The organism is Streptomyces pristinaespiralis (genome assembly GCF_001278075.1).
GTDB classification, from domain to species: Bacteria; Actinomycetota; Actinomycetes; order Streptomycetales; family Streptomycetaceae; genus Streptomyces; species Streptomyces pristinaespiralis.
Genome location: NZ_CP011340.1, coordinates 1,278,100 through 1,301,378 on the forward strand (window position 1 = coordinate 1,278,100; position 23,279 = coordinate 1,301,378).

A 23,279-nucleotide genomic window follows, 5' to 3' on the forward strand; every position below is an offset into this window, starting at 1 on the left:
GCCTCCTCGCCCCGCACGTCACACCCCTCCGACCGGGACCGCCGCCAGGGACCGGACCTTCCAGCCGTCGGCGGTGCGGGCGAGGGTGGCCTCCAGCCGCTTGCGTTCGGTGTTCGGCGCTCCGCCGCCGGCCGCGGCCGTCTCCACCTCGACGGTGGCGATCAGTTCGGCGGTGCCGGTCCGGTCGTCCAGCGCGGTCAGGGCCGCGTCGGTGATCTCGGCGCGCGTCGTGGGGCCCTCCTTGGTCCTCGCCGCTCGCAGTTCCTCGCGCAGCGGTCCGGTGGAGGCGTCCAGCCATTGCCGGAATCCCGTTCCCGGCTTCCGGCCGTCGAAGCTGGTGAGGGTCTCGACGTGCCGCTTCCCTTCGGCGAGGGCCTCGTCGCGGGAGGCGGCGAAGGCCAGCGACTCGTCGCCGTCGGCCTGCGCGTAGCTCCAGCCGCCGAACGCGCAGAAGATCAGGGCCAGTACGGCCGAGGTCCGGACGGCGAGTGCCGCTCTGTCTGTCCTCACGGCGCGACCTCCAGTCCCAGCAGTCCGCCCATGCCGGAGGCCGAGCCGGTCAGCGGCGGCAGGCCGAGCGCGCCGGGCAGCGTCGCGGTTCTGCCGCCGCCGGTGCCCTGACCGGACGGCGAGGACGCCGTGCCTGGGCGTGCGGGCTCGGGCACCGGTCCGCCGGTGGGCGCGTTCGCGCTGCCGCGGACGTTCTTGCCGCTGCTCGGTGGTGAGGTGCAGCGCGCGGCGGTGTTCGTGGCGGTGGCGGGCGAGACGTCGAGGCCGTTGCGGTAGACGGTGGAGCCGTAGCCGTCGGTGCAGGGCAGCGGTTCGAAGAAGGTGACCGACATGCCGAACCGTGCTCCCTCGGTGGTGACGGCGGTGGCTCCCGCGGCGGCGACCGCCGGTAGTTTCACCAGCAGTTCCTCGATGCCGTTCTGCCGGGTGACGGCCACCTCGGAGGTGGTGAGGAGGTTGGCCACGACGACGCCGAAGGCCGGGTCGAGGTCGCGGAGCAGTCCGCTGATCTGCCCGGCGGCACCGGGCGCGGCGGCGATGAGTTCGCGCAGGTCGGTGTCGGAGGACTTCAGTTGGGCCGCGAGTTCCCTGGCGCCGCCCGCGAAGTCCTTGAGTGCCCTGCCGTGTTCAATCTGGGTGCGCAGTACGGTCTCCCCTTCGATCATCAGCCGGGTGTTGACGGGCAGTGCCTCGTCGGCGGCGAGGACGAACTCGTTGCCGCCCTCGAGCAGCACCTGGAGGTCGTCGCCGCGGCCGTTCAGCGCCGTGCCGAACTCGTCGACGACCGTGCGCAGGGACTCCAGGTCGACCGAGGAGGCGAGGTCGTCGACGCCGGTGAGGACGTCCGTGACGGGTGCGGGCAGCCGGGTGGAGGCGCGGGCGATGACCGAGCCGTCCTCGAGGTAGGGGGCGTCGTCGCTCGCCGGCCGCAGGTCGATGTACTGCTCGCCCACGGCGGAGAGATTGGCGACGACGGCTTCGAGGTCGGCGGGGATGCGCGGGGCGTCGTCCTTGATCCGCAGTTCGGCCTCCACGCCGTCCGCAGTGAGCTCGATGTCGCCGACGCGACCGACGGACACTCCCCGGTACGTCACGTTGGAGTGGGTGAACAGGCCGCCGGTCTGCGCCAGTCGCACCTTCACGGTGTAGTGGTCGCGCATGCCGACCAGGTGGCCGAGGTCGGCGTAGCGGACACCGACGAAGCCCAGGACCAGGACGGCGATGACCAGGAACGCGATGTTCTTGAGGCGGATCGCGGTCGTCAGCATCAGCGGTTCCCTCCGCCCCGGCCGATGGTGCCGGTGACAGCGGGGAGAGGGAGCGGCGCGGTGCCCCTGGCCCGCGCGGCTGCCGGCTCCTCGTCGTCGGGCACGAACTCGGGGATGATCGTCGTGCCGGGTGCGGCGGTCACGTCGAGGTAGACGTTGAGGTAGTCGCCCTTCACGCCGCGCAGCACCTCGTCGGTGAACGGGTAGGTGAGCAGCACCTGGAGGGAGTCCGGCAGGTCCTGGCCGGAGTCGGCGAGCGCCTTGAGGGTCGGCGCGAGGGCCTTCAGGCTCGCGATGGTGTCGGCCTTGGACTTGTCGATGGTGTCGACGGCGACGGTGGACAGGGTGCCGAGGGCCCGCAGCATCGTGAGCAGCGAACCGCGCTGTTCCTCCAGCACCTTCAGTCCCGGGCTCAGACCGGTGAGGACGGTGCCGACCTGCTGCTTGCGGGTGGCGAGGGTGGCGGCGAGCCGGTTCACCCCGTCGAGGGCGGCGGTGATGTTGTCCTTGTTGTCGTCGAGGCTGGTGACGAGTGTGTCGAGGCGCTTCAGGAGAGCGCGGACCTTCGGTTCACGGCCGCCGATCGCCTTGTTGAGCTCGGTGGCGATGGTCTTGATCTGGTTGACGCCGCCGCCGTTGAGCAGCAGTGACAGCGCGCCGAAGACCTCTTCCACCTCGGGGTTGCGGTTGGTGCGGCTCATCGGGATGGCCGCGCCGTCGGCGAGGGTGCCCTGTGCCGCCCCGGCCTTGGCGGGCGGGGTGAGCTGGATGTACTTCTCGCCGAGGAGGCTGGACTGTTCCAGGTGGGCGTAGGCGTTCGCGGGCAGCTTGACGTCTCCGGCGACCCGCATGGTGACCTTCGCCGACCAGTCGTCCCGGTTGAGCGTGATCTTGGTGACGCGGCCCACGGCCACGTCGTTCACCTTCACCGACGACTGGGGGACGAGGCTGAGCACATCGGCGAACTCGGCGGTGATCTCGTACGGGTCGCCGCCGAGGTCGGCGCCGCCGGGCAGGGGCAGTTGCTCGATCCCGGAGAGCTCGGGCACCGAGCAGCCGGCCGCCGAGAGGGTGAGGCCGAGCGTCAGCGCGAGGGTGACGGCGCCGCGCCGGCGGAAGGTCCGCGCGGCGGCCGGGCGGGCGGCCGGACCGGTCGCCACGGTTCGGGTGCCGTTCAACGGGACTCCCCCTTCCGGTTCTCCGGGGTGCCGTAGACCGTGCCGACCGGCGGCAGCGGCAGGACAGGCAGTGCTTTTCGCCGTGAGCCGTCCACCGGAACGAGTCCGGCCGTGGAAACGGTGTCGGGCGGGACGGTGATCTCGGGGCCGTAGCTGAGTTCGTTGATGTCGGCGCGGCCGTTGAGGGTGCGGTTGACCGGGTCGTAGGCGCTCAGCGCGTTGCCCGCGGCGAGCGGGGCGGTGTCCATGGCCTCGGCGAGGGAGGCCCGCTGGTCGACCAGGGTCCGGGTGAGGGGTACGAGGGCGTCGACGTTCTTCTTCAGGCTGCCGCGGTTGTCCTGGATGAAGCCCTTGACCTGGCCCAGCGCCGTGCCGAGTTCCTTGAGCGCGGCGCCGAGATTCTCCTTGTCCTCGGCCAGGAACCCGGTGACGGAGGCCAGTTGCTTCTCCGCCTTGGCGACGTTGCCGTCGTTCTTCTTCAGCATGGCGGTGAAGGACTGGAGGTAGGAGAGGGTGGCGAACAGGTCGCCGCTGCTGCCGTCGAGGGTCTTGGCGGCCTTGCCGAACTGCTCGATGGAGTCGCCGATGGCCTTGCCGTTGCCCTCGAGGTTGGCCGCGCCGGTGTCGAGGAGGCCGGCGAGCGCACCGTCGGCGCCCGCGCCCTCGGGGCCGAGGGCCGTGCTGAGTTCGGTGATCGACGCGTACAGCTGGTCGACCTCGAGGGGCATCGCGTTCCTCTCGGCGGGAAGCACCGCGCCGTCCTTGATCCGTTCGCCGCCGGTGTACGCGGGGGCGAGCTGGATGTAGCGGTCGGCGACGACGCTCGGTGCCACCACGACGGCGTGCGCGTCCTTCGGGACGTCGACGTCCTCGTCGAGCAGCAGGGTGACCCTCACCTTGTCGCCCTCGGGCCGCACGGTGTCCACGGTGCCGACCTTCACTCCGAGGACGCGCAGGTCGGAGCCTTCGTAGACACCGGTGGCCCGTTCGAAGTAGGCGGTGATCCGGGTCGTTCCCGACTCCTTGAGGGCCATGGCCCCGGACGTCCCGGCGACGGCCACGACGGCAAGGCCCGCGCCGATCCCCACGATGCGCTTGAGGTTCACGATCCTCCGCCCTTCGCGGTCGGCTTCGGGGGCATGCAGCCGGTGTCCGGCGGTGTGCCGGCCGGGAGGTAGTTCCGGGGGACGAGGCCGCAGACGTAGGTGTCGAACCAGCGGCCGTTGCCGAGGGTGTTGCCGACGAGCCGGTAGTACGGCCCGGCGAGGGCAAGGGTCCGGTCGAGCTGCTTCCGGTTCTTCAGCAGGACGGCGGTGACCTTGCCGAGCGCGTCGAGGGTCGGTTTCAGCTGCCGTTTGTTGTCCTGGACGACTCCGCCGAGCTGGATGCCGAGGCTCTTGGTGCCGGTGAGCAGCGCGTGGATGGCGTCGCGTCTGGCCCTGATCTCGCCGAGGAGGTCGTTGCCGTCCTCCAGCAGCAGCTCGAAGCTGCTCTTCTTCCCGTCGAGGGTCCTGGTGAGCTGCTTGCTGCCCTTGAGCAGTTCGGCGAGCTGCGCGTCGCGTTCGGACACGGATCTCGACAGGGCGGAGAGGCCGGTCGCCGCGTTGCGGACGTTCGGCGGGGAGTCCTTGAAGGTATCGGTGATCGTCCGGAAGCTCTCGGCGAGCTTCTCCGTGTCGATCTTGCCGATGGTCTCGCCGAGCCCGTTGAAGGCCTGGGTGACGTCGAACGGCGAGGTGGTGCGGCTGCTGGGGATGGGTTCGGCGGGGTCCTGGCCGCGGGTGCCGAGCGGGTCGACGGCGAGGTACTTGTCGCCGAGGAGGGTCTTGATGGCGATGGCGACGGTGCTGGAGTCGCCGATCCAGGCGTCCCGTACCTTGAAGTCGACCCTGACCCTGGCCCCGGCGAGAGCGACGGCGGTGACTTCGCCGACCTTGACGCCGGCGATGCGCACCTCGTCGCCCTCGTCCAGCCCCGCCGCTTCCGTGAAGTCGGCTCTGTAGGTGGTGCCGCCGCCGACGAAGGGCAGGGCGTCGGCCTTGTAGGCGGCGATGCCGAGCAGCGCGAGAACGAGGAGGCCGACGAGGGCGACGGCGACGGGGCTGCGTTCCTTCGCGGACCGCGGGCGGAAGCGGAAACGGCTCATCCGCGGCACCTCGACTCGGTGATCCCGATACCGGTGGGCGGAGGGCTGCCGTCCCACGTGGCGACGTCCGTGACCTTCGCTTCGCAGAGGTAGAGGTTCAGCCACGATCCGTAGGAGGCGAGGCGGGTGATGGCCTGCATCTTGGCGGGCGTCCGCTGAAGGAACTCCTCGATGCGCGGGGACCCCTTGTCCAGCTGCCCGGACAGGCGGCCCAGCTCGGCGATGTCCTTCTTGAGCGGTTGCCGGCCGTCCTCGAGGAGGCCGGCGGTGACGGTGGTGAGGTCTGCCATGGCCGCGACGGCCTCCCCGAGAGGTTTGCGGTCGCCGGAGAATCCGCTGACCAGTTTCTGGAGGGTGACCACGAGTTCGTCGAAGCCCGCCTCGCGGTCGTTGACGGTCTTCAGGACGGTGTTGAGGTTCTTCACGACCTCGCCGATGACCTTGTCCTTCGCGGCGACGGTGCCGGTCAGCGAGCCGACGTGCCGCAGGATGCTGTCGACGGTGCCGCCCTCGCCCTGCAGCACCTGGACGATGGAGCCCGCGAGATCGTTGATCTCACCGGGCGACAGGCCCTCGAACAGCGGCTGGAAGCCGTTGAACAGCTGGGTGAGGTCGAGGGCCGGGGTGGTGCGCTCCAGCGGGATGGTGCTGCCCGTGGCGAACACGCGGCCGACGGGCCCCGCCCCCTGGTCGAGGTCGATGTAGCGCTGCCCGACCATGTTGAGGTACTTGATCGACGCTGTGACCGAGGCGGGCAGGGTGCGGCCCTTCTGGACGGTGAAGGCGACCTCGGCGACCCGGCGCTCGACGACCTTCACCGACTCGACCTGGCCGACCTTCACCCCCGCGATGCGCACGCTGTCCCCGGGGACGAGCCCGGTCGCGTCGGTGAAGCGCGCCCGGTAGGGGGACGTCTCTCCGACCGAGGTGTTGGCGATGCCGAAGGCGAGGGCGGTGGTGGCGAGGACGGTCACCACGATGAACGCGAGGGACTTGACCAGCGGTCCCGCGAGAGAGCGGCGTTTCACTCGAGCGTCACCTCCGCACCGCGGTAGACGGGGCCGGTCAGCACGCTGCTCCAGTCGGGCAGCGTGCCGGGGGCCTTCTTCAGCTCCGGCGCCATCAGTTCGTTGACGAGCCGGTTCTCCTGCGGCGAGTTGGGCAGGCCGAGGCTCTCCGCGGCCGCCGACGCCGCTGAGGGGGCGGGGCTGCCGGTGTAGGGGACGGCGTAGCAGTGCGGTCCGCCGCCGCTGTCGTAGGCGGGGGTGTCCTTGCCGGGCACGTACTTGCCCAGCGAGGGCACGGCGGTCACGTCCACATGGAGTCCCGGCTCGTCGGTGCCCTTGCCGAGGGCCTTGTCCATGGCGGGCACGAACCCGGCGAGGGTGCGCAGGGTGCACGGGAAGGAGGACGAGTACTCGGCGAGCAGTTCGAGGGTGGGCCGGCCGGCGGCGGCCAGCCGGATCAGGTTGTTCCGGTTCTTTCGCAGGAAGGAGGTGAGGTCCTGCGCCGAGGTGGTGGCCGAGCCGTACAGTCCGGCGAGCCGGGCCTGCTGGTCGGCGATGGTGCCGCTGGTGGTGGTGAAGTCGGTGAGCGCCTGGAGCACGTCGGGCGCGGCGTCCGCGTACAGATGGCTGACCTCGACGAGGTGCGCGATGTCCCGGTTGAGCACCGGGAGTTGCGGGTTGAGCTTCTTCAGGTGCCCCTCGAGGGTGACGAGCGTCTCGCCGAGCTGGTCGCCGCGGCCCTGGAGTGCCTGGGAGACGGCGGTGAGGGTGGCGGACAGCTTCTCCGGCTTGACGGCGGTCAGCAGCGGGAGCACGTTGTCGAGGACCTGTTCCAGTTCGACGGCGTTGCTCGAGCGGTCCTGGGTGATGGTGTCCCCCGCGCCGAGCGTGCGTGCCGAGGTGTTCCGGGAGGGCGGCACGAGGGCGACGAAGCGTTCTCCGAAGAGGGTCGTCGGCAGCATCTGCGCGGTGACGTCGGCGGGCACCCGCCGCAGCTCGTCCCGGTCGACGGCGAGGGTGAGCCGGGCGCCGGTCCCGTCGGCGCGGATGTCACGGACCTCGCCGATGACGACGCCGCGCAGTTTGACCTCGGCGCCCCGGTGCATCTCGTTGCCGGCCGCTCCGGTGAGCACGGTGACGGTGGCGTCGTCGGTGAACTTCTTGTCGTAGACGGCCACCGAGAGCCATATGAGCAGCACGGGCACGAGCAGGAAGGCCACGCCCGCGAGCCGTCTTCTTGCCGTGTGCGCGGTCATCCGGCCACCTTCACCGTCGTGGTCGCGCCCCAGATGGCGAGCGAGAGGAAGAAGTCGGTGACGCTGATCAGCACGATGGCGTTGCGTACGGAGCGGCCCACGGCCACGCCGACACCGGCGGGGCCGCCGGAGGCGCGGAAGCCGTGGTAGCAGTGCGCGAGGATCACCATCACGCTGAAGATCAGCACCTTGAGGATCGACAGCAGGACGTCGTCCGGGGAGAGGAAGAGAGCGAAGTAGTGGTCGTAGGTGCCCGCGGACTGGCCGTTGAACAGCACGGTGACCCAGCGGGAGGCGAGGTAGGAGCTGAGCAGTCCGATCGCGTACAGCGGGACGATGGCCACGACGCCGGCGATGATGCGCGTGGTGACGAGGTACGGCATGGACCGCACGCCCATCGCCTCGAGCGCGTCGACCTCCTCGTTGATGCGCATCGCGCCGAGCTGGGCGGTGAAGCCGGCGCCCACCGTGGCGGAGAGCGCGAGGCCGGCGACGAGCGGTGCGATCTCCCGGGTGTTGAAGTAGGCGGAGATGAACCCGGTGAAGGCCGAGGTGCCGATCTGGTTGAGGGCCGCGTATCCCTGGAGGCCGACGACGGTCCCGGTGAACAGGGTCATGGCGATCATCACGCCGATGGTGCCGCCGATGACGCCGAGGCCGCCGCTTCCGAACGCCACCTCGGCGAGGAGGCGCTGCACCTCGCGCAGATAGCGGCGCAGGGTCTTCGGGATCCACAGGAGGGCCCGGACGTAGAAGATGAGCTGGTCGCCGCCGCGGTCCAGCCGGCCGAGCAAGGACATCGCTCAGCCCCCCTTCGGGGGGACGATCTGAAGATAGATCGCCGTGAGGACCATGTTCACGAAGAACAGCAGCATGAAGGTGATGACGACGGACTGATTGACCGCGTCGCCGACGCCTTTGGGGCCGCCGCGTGGACCCAGCCCGCGGTAGGCGGCGACGATGCCCGCGATGAAGCCGAAGATCAGGGCCTTGAGCTCGCTGACGTAGAGGTCGGGCAGTTGCGCGAGGGCGGAGAAGCTGGCGAGGTACGCGCCGGGGGTGCCCCCCTGCATGATCACGTTGAAGAAGTAGCCGCCGAGGGTGCCGACGACGGAGACCATTCCGTTGAGCAGTACGGCGACCAGCATGGTGGCCAGCACGCGCGGTACCACCAGGCGCTGGACCGGTGAGACGCCCATGACCTCCATGGCGTCGAGCTCTTCGCGGATCTTGCGGGAGCCGAGGTCGGCGCAGATCGCCGAGCCGCCTGCGCCGGCGATCAGCAGGGCCACGATCAGCGGGCTGGCCTGCTGGATGACGGCGAGGACGCTGGCGCCGCCGGTGAAGGACTGTGCGCCGAGCTGCTGGGTGAGCGAGCCGACCTGGAGGGCGATGACCGCGCCGAACGGGATGGACACGAGGGCGGCCGGGAGGATGGTGACACTGGCCACGAACCAGAACTGCTCGATGAATTCGCGCAGTTGGAACGGCCGGCGGAAGATCGCCCGGGTCACCTCCGCGGCGAGCGCGAAAAGCTTGCCGGTCTCGCGCAGCGGCGCGAGCAGCTTCGAGGGTCCTCTCACCGCCGGGACGCCGGCGGGTCGGTCGTCGGCCAGTGCGGGCGGCCGCACCGGCGGCGGGGCGGTCATCCGGTGACTCCGCCGCCGGCCGGGCTGTAGCTCCGCATGATCGCGGTACGGGCCGCCTCCGGCAGTTGGGCCATCATGCCGAGGACCCGTTCCCTGCGGCGCAGCGCACCCTGGCGGACGGGCATACCGGGTGAGGGTTCCAGCTGGGGGACGACGGTGCGTGGCCCGGCGCGGTCGCTGCCGGCGGCCCGCTGCTCCCGCGCGAGGGTGGCGGCGTCCTTCTCCTCCGACATCCCGATGGGGCCTTCGCGCCTTCCGCCGAGGAACTGGGCGACGACGGGTTCCTCGCTGGTCAGCAGCACCTCGCGGGGCCCGAAGGTGACGAGGTTGCGGCGGAAGAGCATGCCCATGTTGTCGGGGACGGTGGCCGCGATGTCGAGATTGTGGGTGACGATCAGCATCGTCGCGTCGATCTGCGCGTTGAGGTCGATCAGCAGTTGTGACAGATAGGCAGTGCGCACGGGGTCCAGACCGGAGTCCGGCTCGTCGCAGAGGATGATCTGCGGGTCGAGGACCAGGGCGCGGGCGAGCCCGGCGCGTTTGCGCATACCGCCGGAGATCTCGCCGGGGAGTTTGCCCTCGGCGCCGAGGAGTCCGACGACCTCGATGCGCTCCATGACGATGCGCCGGATCTCGGACTCCTTCTTGCGGGTGTGTTCACGCAAGGGGAAGGCGATGTTGTCGAAGAGCGTCATCGACCCGAAGAGCGCGCCGTCCTGGAACATCAGACCGAACAGCTTGCGCGTCTCGTAGATGTCGCGTTCGGGGCTGCCCACCATGTCGACGCCGTCGATGAGTACGCGGCCGCGTTCCGGTTTGAGCAGTCCGATGATGGATTTGAGGAAGACGGTCTTCCCGGTTCCCGAGGGTCCGAGCATGACGCTGACTTCTCCGGCCGGGAGGGTGAGCGTGACGTCCTGCCAGATGTTCTGTTTGCCGAAGGACTTGGTGAGACCTTCGACGACTACCTCGATTCCCATTTCACCTCCCGTTCGGTGGTCCGTGGCAGCGGGCTGCGCACAGGTGTCGAAAGTGGCGGAAGTGCACCGGGCGCCCGCACGTTACGTGCGGGTAGGCGGCCGGGGCAATGGCTGTGACCAGCGCGTTCAGGCCGAACTCGGTGGTTTGTCACGTCGTGACAACGCGGCGCGAGAACCTTGTCCACCGGTGCGTACGATCGCCGGGCGGGGGCGCCGGCCCCGCCGCGGCCGGCGTCGCGGGACGCGGCCGCCGGGCGGACGGCTCATCGAGTGTCCTGGCCGGGGAGCGGCGGGATCGTCGGCGGGCATTCGTTGTTCGGGGTGTTCGGGATGCACAGCGGTCCCTGCCTCATGGCGATCAGGTTGCCAGGCCCGGACAGCGACGCGCTGAACAGCTGGTCGAGGTCCTCCCCGCCCGTGCCGCAGCCGGAGAACTCGGGGATCGTCACCGTGCCCCGCATCGGGCCGCCCTTGAAGACGTTCTCGTAGTCGGGGAACTTGCCGTGCAGGACCACCCGGTAGGGGCGCGCCGTCCGGCAGGCGGGGCCGACGTCCAGCGGTGTGCCGTTGACCTTCACGTCGTAGACCCGCAGCGACTGGTAGAAGCCGGCCTGGGCGAAGTTGAGCCTGTTGGGCGGTGAGCCGATGGTGCCCGTGGAGATGGTGACGGGTCCGTTGGTGAACTCGACCTTCGCGGTGACCGGCTGGAAGCCGAAGGTCAGGAAGGTGGATGTGGCGTCCGGCAGCGGCAGTTCACCGTAGGAGTCGGCGCGGAAGTAGCTGCCGCCGGGCCGGGTGCCCGGCCGGGACACCGACCGGGTGACGGCCAGCACGTTGATCAACTGCGGAGCGGCGGAGGGATCGTTGACGATCATCGCCCCTCCGAGCTTCTCTACGCCTGCGAAACCGACGGCGTACGCGCAGCCGAGCCTGCCGGGCAGGATGGTGACGCGGGGCGGCTCGCCGCCGGGCGGGGGCTGGGGCACGAAACTCTCGTCGATCCCGCCGGCCGGCTTCTCCGTCGGGCAGGGACTTCCCGGCTCCGTCGGCGAGGGTTCGACGGCGATGTCCTGTGGCAGCACGGGCTCCTCGCCGGTGGGGGTGGCGGAGGGGCCCGGCTCCTGCGAGGGATCGGGGCGGGTGCCGCCGGGCACGGGCACGGTCGCCAGCAGGGCGTCCTGCCCTTCGGCCGGCAGGCAGTCGACGGCGGGCAGCGCCGCCGGCTGCGTCGTTGCGACCTCGCCGGTCTGCGGCCGCAACTTGAGCCTCATGGCCCGCGCGGTGAAGGTGATGTCGCCGGGGGCGGTGACGGTCACGGAGGGGACGGCGCCGCGGTGTTCGAGCACCAAGTCTTCGGTCCCGTCCGGCGCGGGGGCGGCCGGCGCGGCCAGAGCTCCCCAACGGGCCTCGGCAGAACGCCCTTTCTGCGCGACCAGCACGGTGAGATCGGCAAGACCGGCGACGGTTGTCGTGCCTTCGGGCAGCACCCCGTCGAGCGCGCCCGGCCCGATCGTCAGCCGCACGGCCGCCTCACCCGGCTGGACGGGCCGGTTCACGGAGCCCCTGTCCGGATACGCGCCGGTGATCTCGGCGGTCACGGTATGCGTGCCCGACGGGAACACGCACTCGTACGCCACACTCACCTCTGTGTCCTGCGCCCGGGCGGCAGAACCGGGGCCTGCCAGAATTCCCGCGACCAATCCCGCGGCACCGAGAAAGGCAATGCGGGAAATGCGAGGAGGACGTTTCGCAACGCCCGTCATGGTGCCCCCCATTTACTGGTGTGCGGCCTTGTTGCCGGGGAAATCGATCCGTTCAAAGACCCGCCGCGGCAACCCCGTGCCCGGGTGGACCCGGGTCACGGGGCTGGCCGCGCGGCTGCCGGCCGGCGTCAGTCCGGGGCGATGGTGTGGTTGCCCGAGACCGCGTAGACGGCCTCGTACAGCGCTTCGTCGCCGTCGTTGATCAGGCCGAGGCAGTCGGCGTTGGAGGCGACCAGGCTGCCTCCGTTGATCACCAGTTGCTTGGTGTCGTTCTTGTAGTGGCCGGTGACGGAACCGGCGAAGTCGGCGGTGCAGCCGGAACCGCTGATGCTCGCGTCCACGCCCGTGATCGAGCCGTCGACCGCGTTCGGTACCGCGCTGACGCCGCTGACGTTCAGGCCCCAGGGGAAGTTACGGCTGGTGACGTCGAACGGGATACCGATGACCGAGCAGTCCTCGAACGTCAGGCTGGTGATGGTGCCGATACCGGTGCCGGGGTTGCCGGAGCCGGAGAGGAGTGAGCCCGACGCGTTGGAGGATGCACAGTCCAGCGTGGCGGCGGGCACGGTGAGGGTGGGGTTGGTCGCGACGGCGGTGAACGCTCCACCGGGGGTGACCGTCCAGGTGACCAGCGACGTGGCCGAGGCCTGCGTCACCGTCATTCCGAGCGCGGCGGTCAGCGCCGCCGTGGCGATCATGGCGTTTCTGGCAATTCTTCGCACGGGTTGTTCCCTTCAGGGGGATGGGCTTGCCTGATGGACCCTTTTCGGCCCCGGCGGCGGGCCGAAAAGCGTTGCGGCTCAGTTCTGGAACGCGGGTCGAATTCTCATGGCCACCCGGTCGTGCATCTTTCCGAAGTGACGCTACGAGCGGGTAACCAGACGCGCAATACCGGTTCGGCAGATTCCCGCAATGCCACTACCAGCCGGTATTTTCTTGTCGCCGGCGCCACAGGCCGCCCCGGATTCTTGTCCGTAAGTGAGCAGTCCTTCCCCGGTGGCACGCCACGCCACGTCCGCTCCCCCGGCCCCCTCCGCCCACACGCCGCCCCCTGCCGACCGCTGGGCAGGCGCTCCGCGCTGGACTATGTTCAGGCCCCAACAAGTCGTCACGCCTGTCGGTCCGTGGGAGCGCTTCCCCCACAGCCCCCCACCCCACCGGACACCCGGAGATCGAGGGGACAACCATGCCGAGAACGACCACCCAGCCGTCGGACGCCGGAGAGCCGCTCGGGCCACTGCCACAGGAGTTCGCCGCCATCATCAGGCCCGAACTGCCCAGCCTGATCCAGGAGATCGGCATCGAGGTGACCCGTGCCTACCCCGAGTACGGGCGGCTGCTGAAGGGTCCGTACGGGCAGGCCATCCAGATCGGCGTCGAACAGAACATCTCCGTCTTCGTCGAACAGGTGGCGTCCCCTTCGACGCCGTCACCCCTGCGCGACGAGATGCTGCGCCGCTTCGGCCGGTTCGAGGCGTACGAGGGCCGCAGCCTGGACTCCCTGCACGGGGCCTACCGGCTCGGCGCCCGCGTGGCCCTGCGCCGCGCCAAACGGATCGGCCGGCGCTACAACCTCTCCCCCACCCTGATGCTGAGCTTCGCCGACGCCCTCTTCGCCTACGTGGACGAGCTCGAGGCCCTCACCAGGGAGGGCTATCTGGAGGTCCGGGCGAGGACGGCCGAGCAGGACGCGACGGTACGGCGCAGGCTGCTGCACCTGATCATGGCGGGTCCGCCCGTGCCGCGCTCCGCGATCACGGAGCTGTCCGAGCAGGCGGGGTGGCCGCTGCCGGAGAAGGTCACGCTCGTCGCCCTGCGCACGTCGCCGGAATTGGCCGGAACGGAACTCGACAACGATGTCCTGGCGGAACTGGGCGGGCCGCACCCGCACTTACTCGTCCCGGGACCGGTCGACGACCAGCGAAGACACACGCTGGAGAACGCGTTGACCGGCCACCGGGCCGCCGTGGGACTGACCGTACCGACCGCCGATGCCGCGGACTCCATCCGATGGGCCCGCCGCCTCCTCGACTTCATCGACTCGGGTGTCGTGGACGACGCCCCGCTCACCTTCTGCTCCGACCACATGCTCACCCTGTGGCTGCTGTCGGACCCCGCCCTGCTGAACCAGCTGGCGGAGCGCGAACTCGCCCCCCTCGCCGGGCTGACGCCCACCCGCCGCAACCGGCTGCTCGAGACCCTGCGGATCTGGCTGGACACCCGCGGCACCGCGGCACGGATGGGGGAGCTGCTCGATGTGCACCCGCAGACCGTCCGCTACCGGCTGCGCAACCTCGAGTCCATCTTCGGTGATCAGCTCACCGACCCCGAGAGCCGGTTCGCGACCGAGGTCGTGCTGCGTGCGCTGCACCTGCGGGAGCGCCGCGACGACAACGCGCGCTGACAGCCACACCTCGTTCCGTGCACGGCGTTCCCGCGACCGTTCCGGAGCGCGAACCGCGCGCCGGTCGGCCCCTGGGCGCGGGCGGCAGGTCCTGATCGCCGAAGGCGACGAGGACGTGCCGCCCGGGTCGCGGTGATCGTCGGCGTCCGGCACCGGTGCAGGGCCGCCCAAGGCCCCTTCCGCGCCGGATGATCTCCCGCCGTGGGTGTTCGCCCCGAGTGTGTCCAGTGTCACCCCCGGGGCCGCCGTCGAGGGACCGGGCGCGGCCCGGCCCTTCCCCGTCCCTGCCGGCCCCGCCCGCGGGCGCGATGCCTCGCACCCCGGCCGCTCCGCCCTGACCTGCGGTGTTGCCCCGCCGACCGCGTGGGTCCGGGGCCGCGAACGAGGCGGCGTAGATCCACGGGGGACGGCCGCCGGCGGCCCGGGCCGAGGGAGCGGGAGCGCCCCGGCCGGGGCGGCAGCACGACGCGGCGGGCCCTCCGCAGCCCCGCAGTGATCAACCCTCTCGCCGTTTCACCCACTTGAGCTGCGCATTCGGCCGCCGCGGCCCGGATTCCCCCGATCGGCGTCCCTTTTGCGCCGCAAGCCCGCCGATTCGGGTGCTTCGGCGGCGTTCGCGTAAGGTATGTCGGCGGTGCTGCCGGGGACGGACGGCCGGGCGAAGGGTGCGGTACGCGCCTCTCGTACGACGCCCTCGCCCTCTCGGCGGCTCCGCCGGGACGCGGTCGACCCACTCCCGCGTAACGAGAGATCACGGGGCGACCCGTACGGTAAAGAAGGACTTCACGTGACCGCCTCCCCCCTCGTTCCGGTGCCGATCCCCGACCGCGTCGCGGTGATGATCGGGTCCTGCATGCCGGTCCACATCCTCCAGGCGGAGATCGACGCCGAGTGCGCGGCGCGCGAGGTGAGCCTGTTCCGCGGGCCGCTGTGCGCGGAGGACCGGGCGGACCGGGAACACGCGCTCGCCGTTCTCGCGCGGGCCAACAAGGTGCTGGCCGCCTACGACCCCCGGCTCATGGTCATGCCGCGCCGGCACCGCTGACGGCGGGCGGCCTCGCCCGGCGCGTGCCTCACTCGACGAAGGTGCCGTCGACGTACACCCAAGCGCCGTTCTCACGCTCGAAGTTGCTGTGTTCGTGCAGCTCGCCCCGGTTGCCGTGGTGGCGGTAGCGGGCGCGGAAGGTCACGGTGCCGCTCGAGTGGAAGGCGCTGCCGTCCGTGGTGGCGACGATCTCGAGAGAGGTCCACTGCATTCCCGGGTCCAGCTCGAGATGGCGGGGCCTGGTCGACGAGTGCCACGTGCGCAGCAGGTACGCCGCGTCGTGGACGACGAAGGCGCTGTAGCGCGAGCGCATCAGCAGCTCGGCCGTGGGCGCGGACCGCTCCCCGCCGTGGAACCGGCCGCAGCACTCGCCGTACGGGGCGGGCAGCCCGCAGGGACAGGGCGACTCGGCGGTGAGGGTGGGAGGCGTGGTGCCTCTGGTGTGTTTGGTTCGTCGGGCCATGGCTTCATTTTCCAGCCATTGAGCAGTGGCGGCGCACGCGTGACTTCCGCGTCGTGAGGGACCTCCGTATGCTCCAGCGCCGGACGCGAAAGTTACCGTCGGTAAGGGGCATCGGATGGATCGTTCCGGCACGTCACGACGTAGCTCACGACCTGCTTCACGACGCACCTTCATGGCGGGCGCCGCTGCCGTGGGCGGCACCGCGGCACTGGCGAGTGCCGCGGCCACCGGGACGGCGGCCGCGGCCTCCGGTTCCGCGGCCGCGGCGCCCTCCGTCGCCGTGCTGGGAGGCGGCGTCGCCGGGCTGACAGCCGCTCATGAACTCGCCGAGCGCGGATTACGGGTCACCGTCTACGAGCGCCGGGCGCTCGGCGGCAAGGCCCGCAGCATGGATGTGCCCGACAGCGCGAGGGGCGGCCGCAGACCGCTGCCCGCCGAGCACGGCTTCCGCTTCATCCCCGGGATCTATCACAACCTGCCCGACACCATGCGCCGCATCCCCTTCCCGGGAAAGCCGGGCGGCGTCCGGGACAACCTCGTCGCGCCGTCCGAGATGTCGTTCAGCCGCACCGGCCGTGAGGATCTGCGCATCCCGCTCCCCTGGCCCGGCCACCGGCCGCCCGGCCTCACCCTCGACGACATCCGCCGCGCCCTGACCGCGATGCTGGACACGGCCCTCGGCATCCCCCTCCACGAGACCGCGTACTTCGTGAACCGCATGCTCGTCTTCCTCACCAGCTGCGACGAGCGCCGCGACCGGACGTGGGAGGCCACGCCCTGGTGGGAGTTCATCAGGGCGGAGGAGATGAGCCACGACTACCGGCGCATCCTCGCCGTCGGGCTCACCCGCAACATCGTCGCGACCAAGGCAGAGGAGGCCAGCACCCGCACGGTGGCCACCCTGCTCGAGGCGTTCGTCCTCAACGCGCTGGGCCGCGGGGCCGACGGTCCGCTGGACCGCATCCTCGACGCCCCCACCAACGAGGCGTGGATCGACCCGTGGGTGACCCATCTGCGGTCGCTGGGCGTGGAGTTCAAGGTCGGCTGGACCGTACGCGAGGTGAAGTACGCCGCCGGACGGGTCAGCGCGGCCGTGATCGAGAACCCGCAGGGCGGGCGGGAGTCGGTGACCGCCGACCACTACATCTCCGCGATGCCGGTGGAACACGCCCGGCGCACCTGGGGACCCGCGCTGCGCGCCGCCGACCCGCAGCTCGCGCGCTGCGACAAGCTGCGGACCGACTGGATGACGGGCATCCAGTTCTATCTGACCGAGCGCGCCCCGCTGCTGCACGGCCACCTCAACTGCATCGACTCGCCCTGGGCGCTGACCGCGATCCAGCAGGCCGCGCACTGGCCCGGCCGTGACTTCCCGGCCGACTACGGCGACGGAACGGCCGTGGACTGCCTGTCGGTGGACGTCTCCGAATGGGACCGGCCCGGCATCCTGTACGGCAGGACCGCGAAGCAGTGCACCCGCACGGAGGTCGCCAAGGAGGTGTGGGCGCAGCTGAAGGCGGCGCTGAACGACACCGGCAAGGTCGTCCTCAAGGACAGCACCCTGCACTCCTGGTTCCTCGACCCCGGCGTCGACGGCCTCGGCACCCCGCACCCGACCAACGACGACGAACTCCTCATCCACCCGGTGGGGACCTTCCACAACCGCCCGCAGGCGGCGACCCGGATCCCGAACTTCTTCCTCGCCGGCGACTACGTCTCGGTCGACATCGACCTCGCGACCATGGAGGGCGCGAACGCCTCCGCCCGCGCCGCCGTCAACGCCCTGCTGGACCGCACCGGCTCCACCGAGCCGCGCTGCACGATCACACCGCTGTTCCGCGCCCCGGAGATGGAGCCCTTCAAGCGGCACGACCTCACCCGCCACCGGCTCGGTCTGCCCAACGCGTTCGATCTCGGCTGACACGGCCGGCCTCGGCCGACACGTCCCACCCCGGCCCGCGGCCGGCCCCGGCCGACGCGCTCCGCCGACCGGCCGGCCCGCGGCCGCCGAGTAGCGTACGGGCATGAAGCTCACCATTCTCGGCGGCGGCGGATTCCGGGTCCCTCTGGTGTACGGGGCACTGCTCGGCGATCAGGGAGAGGGCCGGGTCACGCGCGTCACCCTGCACGACCTCGACGGCGGCCGGCTGGACGCGGTGTCCCGCGTGCTGGCCGAGCAGGCGGCCGGCCACCCGGACGCGCCCGAGGTCGTCGTGACCCTGGACCTCGACGAGGCCGTGCGCGGCGCGGACTTCGTCTTCTCCGCGATCCGGGTCGGCGGGCTCGAGGGCCGGGCGGCGGACGAGCGGGTCGCCCTCGCCGAGGGCGTGCTCGGCCAGGAGACCGTCGGCGCGGGCGGCATCGCCTACGGGCTGCGCACCGTGCCGGTGGCCGTGGGCATCGCCCGCCGGATCGCCGCGCTCGCCCCCGACGCGTGGGTCATCAACTTCACCAACCCGGCCGGCCTCGTCACCGAGGCGATGAGCCGTGTCCTGGGCGACCGGGTCATCGGGATCTGCGACTCGCCCGTGGGGCTCGGCAGGCGGGTGGCGAAGGTGCTGGGCGCCGACCCCGCGAGCGCCTGGATCGACTACGTGGGACTCAACCACCTCGGCTGGCTGCGCGGCCTGCGCGTCGGCGGACGCGACCAACTGCCGCGGCTGCTCGCCGACGACGACGCCCTGGCCTCCTTCGAGGAGGGCAGGCTCTTCGGGCCCGAGTGGCTGCGGTCGCTGGGCGCGGTGCCCAACGAATACCTGCACTACTACTACTTCAACCGCGAGACGGTCCGCGCCTACACGGAGGCCGAGCAGACCCGGGGGGCGTTCCTCGGCCACCAACAGGGGCGCTTCTACGCGGAGATGCGGCGCCCCGGGACGCCGGCCCTGACGGCCTGGCGCCGTACGCTCGCCGAGCGGGAGGCCACCTACATGGCCGCCAACCGGGACGCGGCGGGCGTGGGCGAACGCGACGAGGACGACCTGGAGTCCGGCGGCTACGAAAAGGTGGCGCTCGCCCTGATGCGGGCCGTCGCCCGCGACGAGCGCACCACGCTGATCCTCAACGTACGCAACCGCGGCACCCTCTCCGTGCTGGACGCGGACGCCGTCATCGAGGTCCCCTGCCTGGTCGACGCCGGGGGCGCACACCCGGTGAGCGTGGACCCCCTGCCGTACCACGCGGTCGGGCTCGTCAGCGCGGTCAAGGCGGTCGAACGCGAGGTGCTCGCCGCGGCGGAGAGCGGTTCGCGGGCGGGCGCGGTGAAGGCCTTCGCACTGCATCCGCTGGTCGACTCTGTGAGCGTGGCCCGCCGCCTCCTCGACGGCTACCGGGCCGCACATCCCGGACTGGCGTATCTGACCGCCCCATGAGGCGGAACGGACCACCTGTCCGGAGCAGCGCACTCCTTACGTACCTGTGACGCCACGGCGCGGACCGGCGATCCGCGGGTCCGCTCGCCGTAGCGTCGCAGCATGCGTGTACTAGTCACAGGTGGCGCGGGCTTCATCGGCTCGCAGATCGTCACGGCGCTCACCGCGCGCGGCCACGATCCGGTGATCCTCGACGCCCTGCTCCCCGCGTCCCGTTCCGCGGCCCGCCCCCGGCCGCCCCTGCCGCCCGGCGGCGCGTGGATCCACGCGGACGTGCGGGACCCGGCGGCGGTGGCCGGCGCACTGCGCGGTGTGGACGCCGTCTGCCACCAGGCGGCGATGGTCGGCCTCGGCACCGACTTCCTCGACGCGCCCGACTACGTCAGCTGCAACGACCACGGCACGGCCGTCCTCCTCGCGGCGATGGCCGAGGCGGGGGTCGCCGACCTGGTGCTGGCCGGGTCGATGGTCGTCTACGGCGAGGGCCGCTACGACTGCGCCCGGCACGGCCGGGTACGGCCGGGCCCGCGCGCCGCGGCCGACCTCGCGGCCGGCCGGTTCGAGCCGCCGTGCCCCACCTGCGGCGCACCGCTCGTCCCCGGCCTCGTCGGCGAGGACGCGCCCGTCGACCCGCGGAACGTGTACGCCACGACGAAGCTGACGCAGGAACACCTGGCGTCGGCCTGGGCCCGATCGACGGGCGGACGCGCCATCGCCCTGCGCTACCACAACGTCTACGGCCCCGGGATGCCGCGCGACACCCCCTACGCGGGCGTCGCCGCCTTCTTCCGCTCGGCACTCGAGCGCGGCGAGGCACCCAGGGTCTTCGAGGACGGCGGCCAGCGCAGGGACTTCGTCCATGTACGGGACGTCGCGGAGGCGAACGCCGTCGCCCTGGAGGCGGTCCACGGGCGGGAGCCGGGAGTGCTCACCGCGTACAACACCGGCAGCGGCACCCCGCACACCGTGGGCGAGACGGCGGCCGCCCTGGCCGCCGCGCACGGCGGTCCCGAGCCGGTCGTCACCGGCGAGTTCAGACTCGGCGACGTACGGCACATCACCGCCGACTCGGGGCGGCTGCGCGCGGAACTGGGCTGGAAGCCCCGTGTCGGCTTCGACGAGGGCATGGCCGAGTTCGCGGCGAGCGCACCGGGGGACACGGCATGCTGACCGCCGACGTGGTCCTGCCCTGCCTCGACGAGGCGGCGGCGCTCCCCTGGGTGCTGTCCCGCATCCCCGCCGGGTGGCGGGCGATCGTCGTCGACAACGGCTCGACTGACGGCTCCGCCGAGATCGCCCGCGCGCTCGGCGCCGTCGTCGTCCACGAACCCCGGCGCGGCTTCGGTTCCGCCTGCCATGCGGGGCTGCGGGCGGCGGAGGCCGAGTACGTGTGCTTCTGCGACTGCGACGCGTCGCTCGACCCGGGACTGCTGACCGGGTTCGTCCGCCGGGTCGCGGACGGGGACTCCGATCTGGTGCTGGGACGGCGGCGTCCGCAGCAGCGGGGCGTGTGGCCGGCGCACGCCCGGGCCGGCAACGCGGCCCTGTCCCGCATGCTGCGCGGCCGAACGGGCCTGCGGCTGCGCGATCTCGGGCCCATGCGGGCCGGACGCCGCACCGACCTGCTGGGCCTCGGCCTGACCGACCGGCGCAGCGGCTACCCCCTCCAGATGGTGGTCCGCGCCTGCGACGCCGGCCTGCGGGTGACCGAGGTCGACGTCCCCTATCTGCCGAGATCGGGGAAGTCGAAGGTGACGGGCACCTGGCGGGGCACCTGGCACGCCGTTCGGGACATGAGCACGGTGCTTGCGGAACAGCCGCGTCACCCGGCGAAGGGCGGGTCGCGATGAACGGCACGCTGCTGGTGATCGCGAAAGCGCCGGTGCCCGGCCGGGTCAAGACGAGGCTCACTCCTGCCTACACCCCGCAGGAGGCCGCCGCGCTCGCCGAGGCCGCGCTGCGGGACACCCTCGACGCGGTCCTCGCCACCCCGGCCCGGCGGCGGATCCTGGTGCTCGACGGCGCACCGGGGGCCTGGCTGCCACCCGGTGTCGAGGTGGTGCCGCAGAGCGGCGGCGGCCTCGACACGCGGCTAGCGGCGGCCTTCGCGCTGTGCGGTGCCGAGGGGCCGGCCCTGCTGATCGGGATGGACACCCCACAGGTGTCCCCCCGGCTCCTCACCGCCGGGCTGCGACCGGGCCCCGGCGAGGCCGCGTTCGGCCCGGCGGACGACGGCGGGTTCTGGGCGCTCGGCCTCGGTTCCCCCGCGCTGCACGGCGGGCTCGTCCTCGGAGTGCCCATGTCGTCGCCCGAGACGGGCGCCGTCCAGCGGGAACGGCTCGTCAAGGCGGGACTGGCGGTGCGTGAGCTGCCGCCCCTGCGGGACGTCGACACACCCGACGACGCCCGTGCGGTGGCCGCCGCCGCGCCGCACACAAGGTTCGCCGCGACGCTGGTCGCGACGGCCGGCGCCGGGTCCGGGACAGGAGCGCGATGACCGCACCGCCCTGGCAGGCCGACCCGTACACGGACGCCCTGCGCGCCGGCCGCGGCCCGCTGTTCCTGCGCCGCCACGACGGCTGGCTGCTGCCCCTGGAGGTGGAACGCTGGTGCGCGGAACCCGACGCCGCCGACCGAACGGTCCTCTCCCACAGCCAGGGCGCCGTCCTGGACATCGGCTGCGGCCCCGGCCGTCTGGTCGCCGCGCTCGCCGCGCGCGGGCGGACCGCGCTCGGCATCGACATCAGCCCGGAGGCCGTGGCCCGCACGATCCGCGTCGGCGGCAGCGCGCTGCACCGCTCCGTGTTCGACCCCCTGCCCCGGGAAGGGCACTGGGACACTGCTCTGCTGATCGACGGCAACACCGGCATAGGCGGCGATCCGCGCGCGCTGCTGTCCCGCGTGTCCGAACTCGTCAGGCCCGGCGGCCTGCTGATCGCAGAGGCGGCACCTCTGGACGTGGACGAACGCACGGTCGTCCAGGTCTTCGACGGCACATCGAAGGAGGGCTCGGCGTTCCCCTGGGCCCGCGTGGGCACGGAGGCGCTGCTGCGGCACGGGCGTGCGGTGGGGTGGGAGCGGGAGGAGGTGTGGCGGGCCGGGGGGCGACGGTTCGTGGCGATGCGGCGGGGGGCGCGGGCGGGGTCGTAGCGCCTGCGAGGGCGTTTCCCGGGGGCTGTGCTCCTGGACCCGGCGGGGCTGCTTCCGCGGAGCGAAATCCAGCCCGTCCGGCGCTCGAGGGCACCGCGCGAAGCGCGGGGCGGGGGTCCGGGCCCGACCCTGGTTCGGGAAGGGCGCGGGTAGGGGAACACGCCCCGCGCAGCGGGCCCCTCAGCCGCCCCGCACCGCCCGCAGCGCCCCCGGCCGACGCCCCGTCAGCGCGTCGAGCGCCGCCGCGGACGCCGCGTCCGCGGGCACGTGGACCAGCAGGCGCTGGTCGTCGTCCGCCGGCAGTTCCAGCGTCTCGTACGCGAGCCTCAGCTCCCCCGCCTGTGGATGCACCATCCGCGTGACGCCGCTCGCCCGCGGCAGGCCCGGCAGCCGTTCCACCCGGTCGGTGAAGACCGTGCCGACGGTGACGGTCAGTTCGTCCGCCAGCGCCGCGACGTGCGGGTCCGCTCGGAACGGCCCTTGTTTCAGCGACGCGACCTGCTCGTCGGCGACGCGTTCCCAGTCGGGGTAGGCGGCGCGGGCGCGGTCGTCGGTGAGGACGAAGCGGGCCGCGTTGGGCGGGGTGCCGTCGAGCAGGCCGAGCGGGCCGGCCAGCCGCTCGTAGCCCTGGGTCCAGGCCAGCAGCTCGCTCAGCCGGTTGACGAGCACGGCGGGCGCGGGCTCGAGCCGTTCGAGCACGGCCCGCACGGTGGGGCGGACGTCACGCGCGGGCCCGGCGCCGCCCATGCAGCTGAAACCCGCGTCGGCGGACTTGGTGAGCCGGTGGAGATGGACGCGTTCACCGGGCGAGAGCCGCAGCGCTTCGGCGAGCGCGGAGAGCACGGGCGGGGAGGGCCGCCGGTCCCTGCCCTGTTCGAGGCGGGTCACGTACTCGACGCTCACGCCGGCGAGCGTCGCCAGCTCCGACCGGCGCAGGCCGGGTGTACGGCGGCGGGGACCGGCCGGCAGGCCCACGTCGGCGGGTGTGACCGCCTCGCGGCGCGTGCGCAGGAACAGGCCCAACTCGTTGTCGCTCACCGTTCGAACGTAACAGCCCGGACCGGCACGACGGTGGCCCTGTCACTACCA

At 71.9% G+C, this 23,279-nt stretch carries 22 protein-coding genes; 8 read left to right on the forward strand and 14 right to left on the reverse strand.

Translation table 11 applies throughout. From position 1 onward, the window contains the following. Window positions 1-18: 18 nt before the first annotated feature. The 12 genes from SPRI_RS05215 to SPRI_RS05270 all read right to left on the reverse strand — a co-directional run bounded on the left by SPRI_RS05215 (window position 19) and on the right by SPRI_RS05270 (window position 12,479). Window positions 19-510, reverse strand: a complete 492-nt coding sequence (locus tag SPRI_RS05215) for a hypothetical protein (RefSeq protein WP_005309116.1) — start codon at window positions 508-510, stop codon at window positions 19-21. After that, a complete protein-coding gene (locus SPRI_RS05220) occupies window positions 507-1,778 on the reverse strand; it encodes an MCE family protein (RefSeq protein WP_005309119.1) in 1,272 nt (423 codons plus the stop codon). Before SPRI_RS05220 ends, SPRI_RS05215 begins: the two co-directional genes overlap by 4 nt. Beyond that, the gene (locus tag SPRI_RS05225) at window positions 1,778-2,956 is read right to left on the reverse strand and encodes an MCE family protein (RefSeq protein WP_005309121.1); all 1,179 of its coding nucleotides are present in this window, start codon (window positions 2,954-2,956) and stop codon (window positions 1,778-1,780) included. The genes SPRI_RS05220 and SPRI_RS05225 overlap by 1 nt, the downstream gene beginning before the upstream one ends. Further along, window positions 2,953-4,062 (reverse strand): MCE family protein, encoded by a 1,110-nt coding sequence (locus SPRI_RS05230; protein WP_005309123.1) that lies wholly within the window; start codon window positions 4,060-4,062, stop codon window positions 2,953-2,955. Before SPRI_RS05230 ends, SPRI_RS05225 begins: the two co-directional genes overlap by 4 nt. After that, window positions 4,059-5,102 (reverse strand): MCE family protein, encoded by a 1,044-nt coding sequence (locus SPRI_RS05235; protein ID WP_037773202.1) that lies wholly within the window; start codon window positions 5,100-5,102, stop codon window positions 4,059-4,061. Before SPRI_RS05235 ends, SPRI_RS05230 begins: the two co-directional genes overlap by 4 nt. Further along, the gene (locus SPRI_RS05240; protein ID WP_037773205.1) at window positions 5,099-6,130 is read right to left on the reverse strand and encodes an MCE family protein; all 1,032 of its coding nucleotides are present in this window, start codon (window positions 6,128-6,130) and stop codon (window positions 5,099-5,101) included. Before SPRI_RS05240 ends, SPRI_RS05235 begins: the two co-directional genes overlap by 4 nt. After that, complete coding sequence (locus SPRI_RS05245; protein WP_053556726.1) at window positions 6,127-7,365, reverse strand: MCE family protein; 1,239 nt, start codon at window positions 7,363-7,365, stop codon at window positions 6,127-6,129. Before SPRI_RS05245 ends, SPRI_RS05240 begins: the two co-directional genes overlap by 4 nt. Beyond that, complete coding sequence (locus SPRI_RS05250) at window positions 7,362-8,165, reverse strand: MlaE family ABC transporter permease (protein WP_005309129.1); 804 nt, start codon at window positions 8,163-8,165, stop codon at window positions 7,362-7,364. The genes SPRI_RS05245 and SPRI_RS05250 overlap by 4 nt, the downstream gene beginning before the upstream one ends. 3 nt (window positions 8,166-8,168) lie before the next feature. Beyond that, complete coding sequence (locus tag SPRI_RS05255) at window positions 8,169-9,014, reverse strand: MlaE family ABC transporter permease (protein WP_005309132.1); 846 nt, start codon at window positions 9,012-9,014, stop codon at window positions 8,169-8,171. After that, window positions 9,011-9,994: an ABC transporter ATP-binding protein gene (locus SPRI_RS05260; protein ID WP_005309134.1), complete on the reverse strand. Its 984-nt coding sequence runs from the start codon at window positions 9,992-9,994 to the stop codon at window positions 9,011-9,013. The genes SPRI_RS05255 and SPRI_RS05260 overlap by 4 nt, the downstream gene beginning before the upstream one ends. A gap of 263 nt (window positions 9,995-10,257) precedes the next feature. Continuing rightward, window positions 10,258-11,637 carry a DUF6801 domain-containing protein gene (locus tag SPRI_RS05265; RefSeq protein WP_158685134.1) on the reverse strand — a complete coding sequence of 460 codons (1,380 nt, stop codon included), beginning with the start codon at window positions 11,635-11,637 and terminating at the stop codon, window positions 10,258-10,260. A 248-nt stretch (window positions 11,638-11,885) separates the two neighbouring features. Then, entirely contained in the window at window positions 11,886-12,479 is a 594-nt protein-coding gene (locus SPRI_RS05270) for a hypothetical protein (protein WP_037773209.1), read from the reverse strand. A 464-nt stretch (window positions 12,480-12,943) separates the two neighbouring features. On the opposite strand from SPRI_RS05270, the gene SPRI_RS05275 reads away from it, so the two are divergent. Beyond that, window positions 12,944-14,161, forward strand: coding sequence for a helix-turn-helix domain-containing protein (locus SPRI_RS05275; RefSeq protein ID WP_005309140.1), 1,218 nt, complete (start codon window positions 12,944-12,946; stop codon window positions 14,159-14,161). A 787-nt stretch (window positions 14,162-14,948) separates the two neighbouring features. Continuing rightward, window positions 14,949-15,206 (forward strand): hypothetical protein, encoded by a 258-nt coding sequence (locus tag SPRI_RS05280; RefSeq protein WP_005309144.1) that lies wholly within the window; start codon window positions 14,949-14,951, stop codon window positions 15,204-15,206. Between the two features lie 28 nt (window positions 15,207-15,234). On the opposite strand, the gene SPRI_RS05285 is transcribed toward SPRI_RS05280, so the two are convergent. Further along, the gene (locus SPRI_RS05285) at window positions 15,235-15,669 is read right to left on the reverse strand and encodes a YchJ family protein (protein ID WP_037773211.1); all 435 of its coding nucleotides are present in this window, start codon (window positions 15,667-15,669) and stop codon (window positions 15,235-15,237) included. 172 nt (window positions 15,670-15,841) lie between these two features. Here SPRI_RS05285 and SPRI_RS05290 point away from each other — a divergent pair, with 172 nt between their 5' ends. The 6 genes from SPRI_RS05290 to SPRI_RS05315 all read left to right on the forward strand — a co-directional run bounded on the left by SPRI_RS05290 (window position 15,842) and on the right by SPRI_RS05315 (window position 22,190). Beyond that, the gene (locus tag SPRI_RS05290) at window positions 15,842-17,590 is read left to right on the forward strand and encodes a hydroxysqualene dehydroxylase (protein WP_037773213.1); all 1,749 of its coding nucleotides are present in this window, start codon (window positions 15,842-15,844) and stop codon (window positions 17,588-17,590) included. Window positions 17,591-17,693: 103 nt separating this feature from the next. After that, window positions 17,694-19,040, forward strand: coding sequence for a 6-phospho-beta-glucosidase (locus tag SPRI_RS05295; RefSeq protein WP_005309149.1), 1,347 nt, complete (start codon window positions 17,694-17,696; stop codon window positions 19,038-19,040). Between the two features lie 102 nt (window positions 19,041-19,142). Then, the gene (locus tag SPRI_RS05300) at window positions 19,143-20,210 is read left to right on the forward strand and encodes an NAD-dependent epimerase/dehydratase family protein (protein ID WP_053556727.1); all 1,068 of its coding nucleotides are present in this window, start codon (window positions 19,143-19,145) and stop codon (window positions 20,208-20,210) included. Next, complete coding sequence (locus SPRI_RS05305) at window positions 20,204-20,890, forward strand: glycosyltransferase family 2 protein (RefSeq protein ID WP_053556728.1); 687 nt, start codon at window positions 20,204-20,206, stop codon at window positions 20,888-20,890. Before SPRI_RS05300 ends, SPRI_RS05305 begins: the two co-directional genes overlap by 7 nt. After that, window positions 20,887-21,537: a TIGR04282 family arsenosugar biosynthesis glycosyltransferase gene (locus SPRI_RS05310; protein WP_053556729.1), complete on the forward strand. Its 651-nt coding sequence runs from the start codon at window positions 20,887-20,889 to the stop codon at window positions 21,535-21,537. The genes SPRI_RS05305 and SPRI_RS05310 overlap by 4 nt, the downstream gene beginning before the upstream one ends. Next, entirely contained in the window at window positions 21,534-22,190 is a 657-nt protein-coding gene (locus SPRI_RS05315) for a class I SAM-dependent methyltransferase (RefSeq protein WP_005309155.1), read from the forward strand. The genes SPRI_RS05310 and SPRI_RS05315 overlap by 4 nt, the downstream gene beginning before the upstream one ends. A 180-nt stretch (window positions 22,191-22,370) precedes the next feature. Here SPRI_RS05315 and SPRI_RS05320 read toward each other — a convergent pair whose 3' ends face one another. Then, window positions 22,371-23,228, reverse strand: coding sequence for a helix-turn-helix domain-containing protein (locus tag SPRI_RS05320; protein WP_005309157.1), 858 nt, complete (start codon window positions 23,226-23,228; stop codon window positions 22,371-22,373). Between the last annotated feature and the right edge of the window lie 51 nt (window positions 23,229-23,279).

Excerpts from the sequence above, each read along its gene's own strand:
- SPRI_RS05220 (WP_005309119.1), bottom strand. The coding sequence starts at position 1,778 with ATGCTGACGACCGCGATCCGCCTCAAGAACATCGCGTTCCTGGTCATC.
- SPRI_RS05235 (WP_037773202.1), bottom strand. The coding sequence starts at position 5,102 with ATGAGCCGTTTCCGCTTCCGCCCGCGGTCCGCGAAGGAACGCAGCCCC.
- SPRI_RS05245 (WP_053556726.1), bottom strand. The coding sequence starts at position 7,365 with ATGACCGCGCACACGGCAAGAAGACGGCTCGCGGGCGTGGCCTTCCTG.
- SPRI_RS05250 (WP_005309129.1), bottom strand. The coding sequence starts at position 8,165 with ATGTCCTTGCTCGGCCGGCTGGACCGCGGCGGCGACCAGCTCATCTTC.
- SPRI_RS05255 (WP_005309132.1), bottom strand. The coding sequence starts at position 9,014 with ATGACCGCCCCGCCGCCGGTGCGGCCGCCCGCACTGGCCGACGACCGA.
- SPRI_RS05260 (WP_005309134.1), bottom strand. The coding sequence starts at position 9,994 with ATGGGAATCGAGGTAGTCGTCGAAGGTCTCACCAAGTCCTTCGGCAAA.
- SPRI_RS05275 (WP_005309140.1), top strand. The coding sequence starts at position 12,944 with ATGCCGAGAACGACCACCCAGCCGTCGGACGCCGGAGAGCCGCTCGGG.
- SPRI_RS05285 (WP_037773211.1), bottom strand. The coding sequence starts at position 15,669 with ATGGCCCGACGAACCAAACACACCAGAGGCACCACGCCTCCCACCCTC.
- SPRI_RS05290 (WP_037773213.1), top strand. The coding sequence starts at position 15,842 with ATGGCGGGCGCCGCTGCCGTGGGCGGCACCGCGGCACTGGCGAGTGCC.
- SPRI_RS05295 (WP_005309149.1), top strand. The coding sequence starts at position 17,694 with ATGAAGCTCACCATTCTCGGCGGCGGCGGATTCCGGGTCCCTCTGGTG.
- SPRI_RS05300 (WP_053556727.1), top strand. The coding sequence starts at position 19,143 with ATGCGTGTACTAGTCACAGGTGGCGCGGGCTTCATCGGCTCGCAGATC.
- SPRI_RS05305 (WP_053556728.1), top strand. The coding sequence starts at position 20,204 with ATGCTGACCGCCGACGTGGTCCTGCCCTGCCTCGACGAGGCGGCGGCG.
- SPRI_RS05310 (WP_053556729.1), top strand. The coding sequence starts at position 20,887 with ATGAACGGCACGCTGCTGGTGATCGCGAAAGCGCCGGTGCCCGGCCGG.
- SPRI_RS05315 (WP_005309155.1), top strand. The coding sequence starts at position 21,534 with ATGACCGCACCGCCCTGGCAGGCCGACCCGTACACGGACGCCCTGCGC.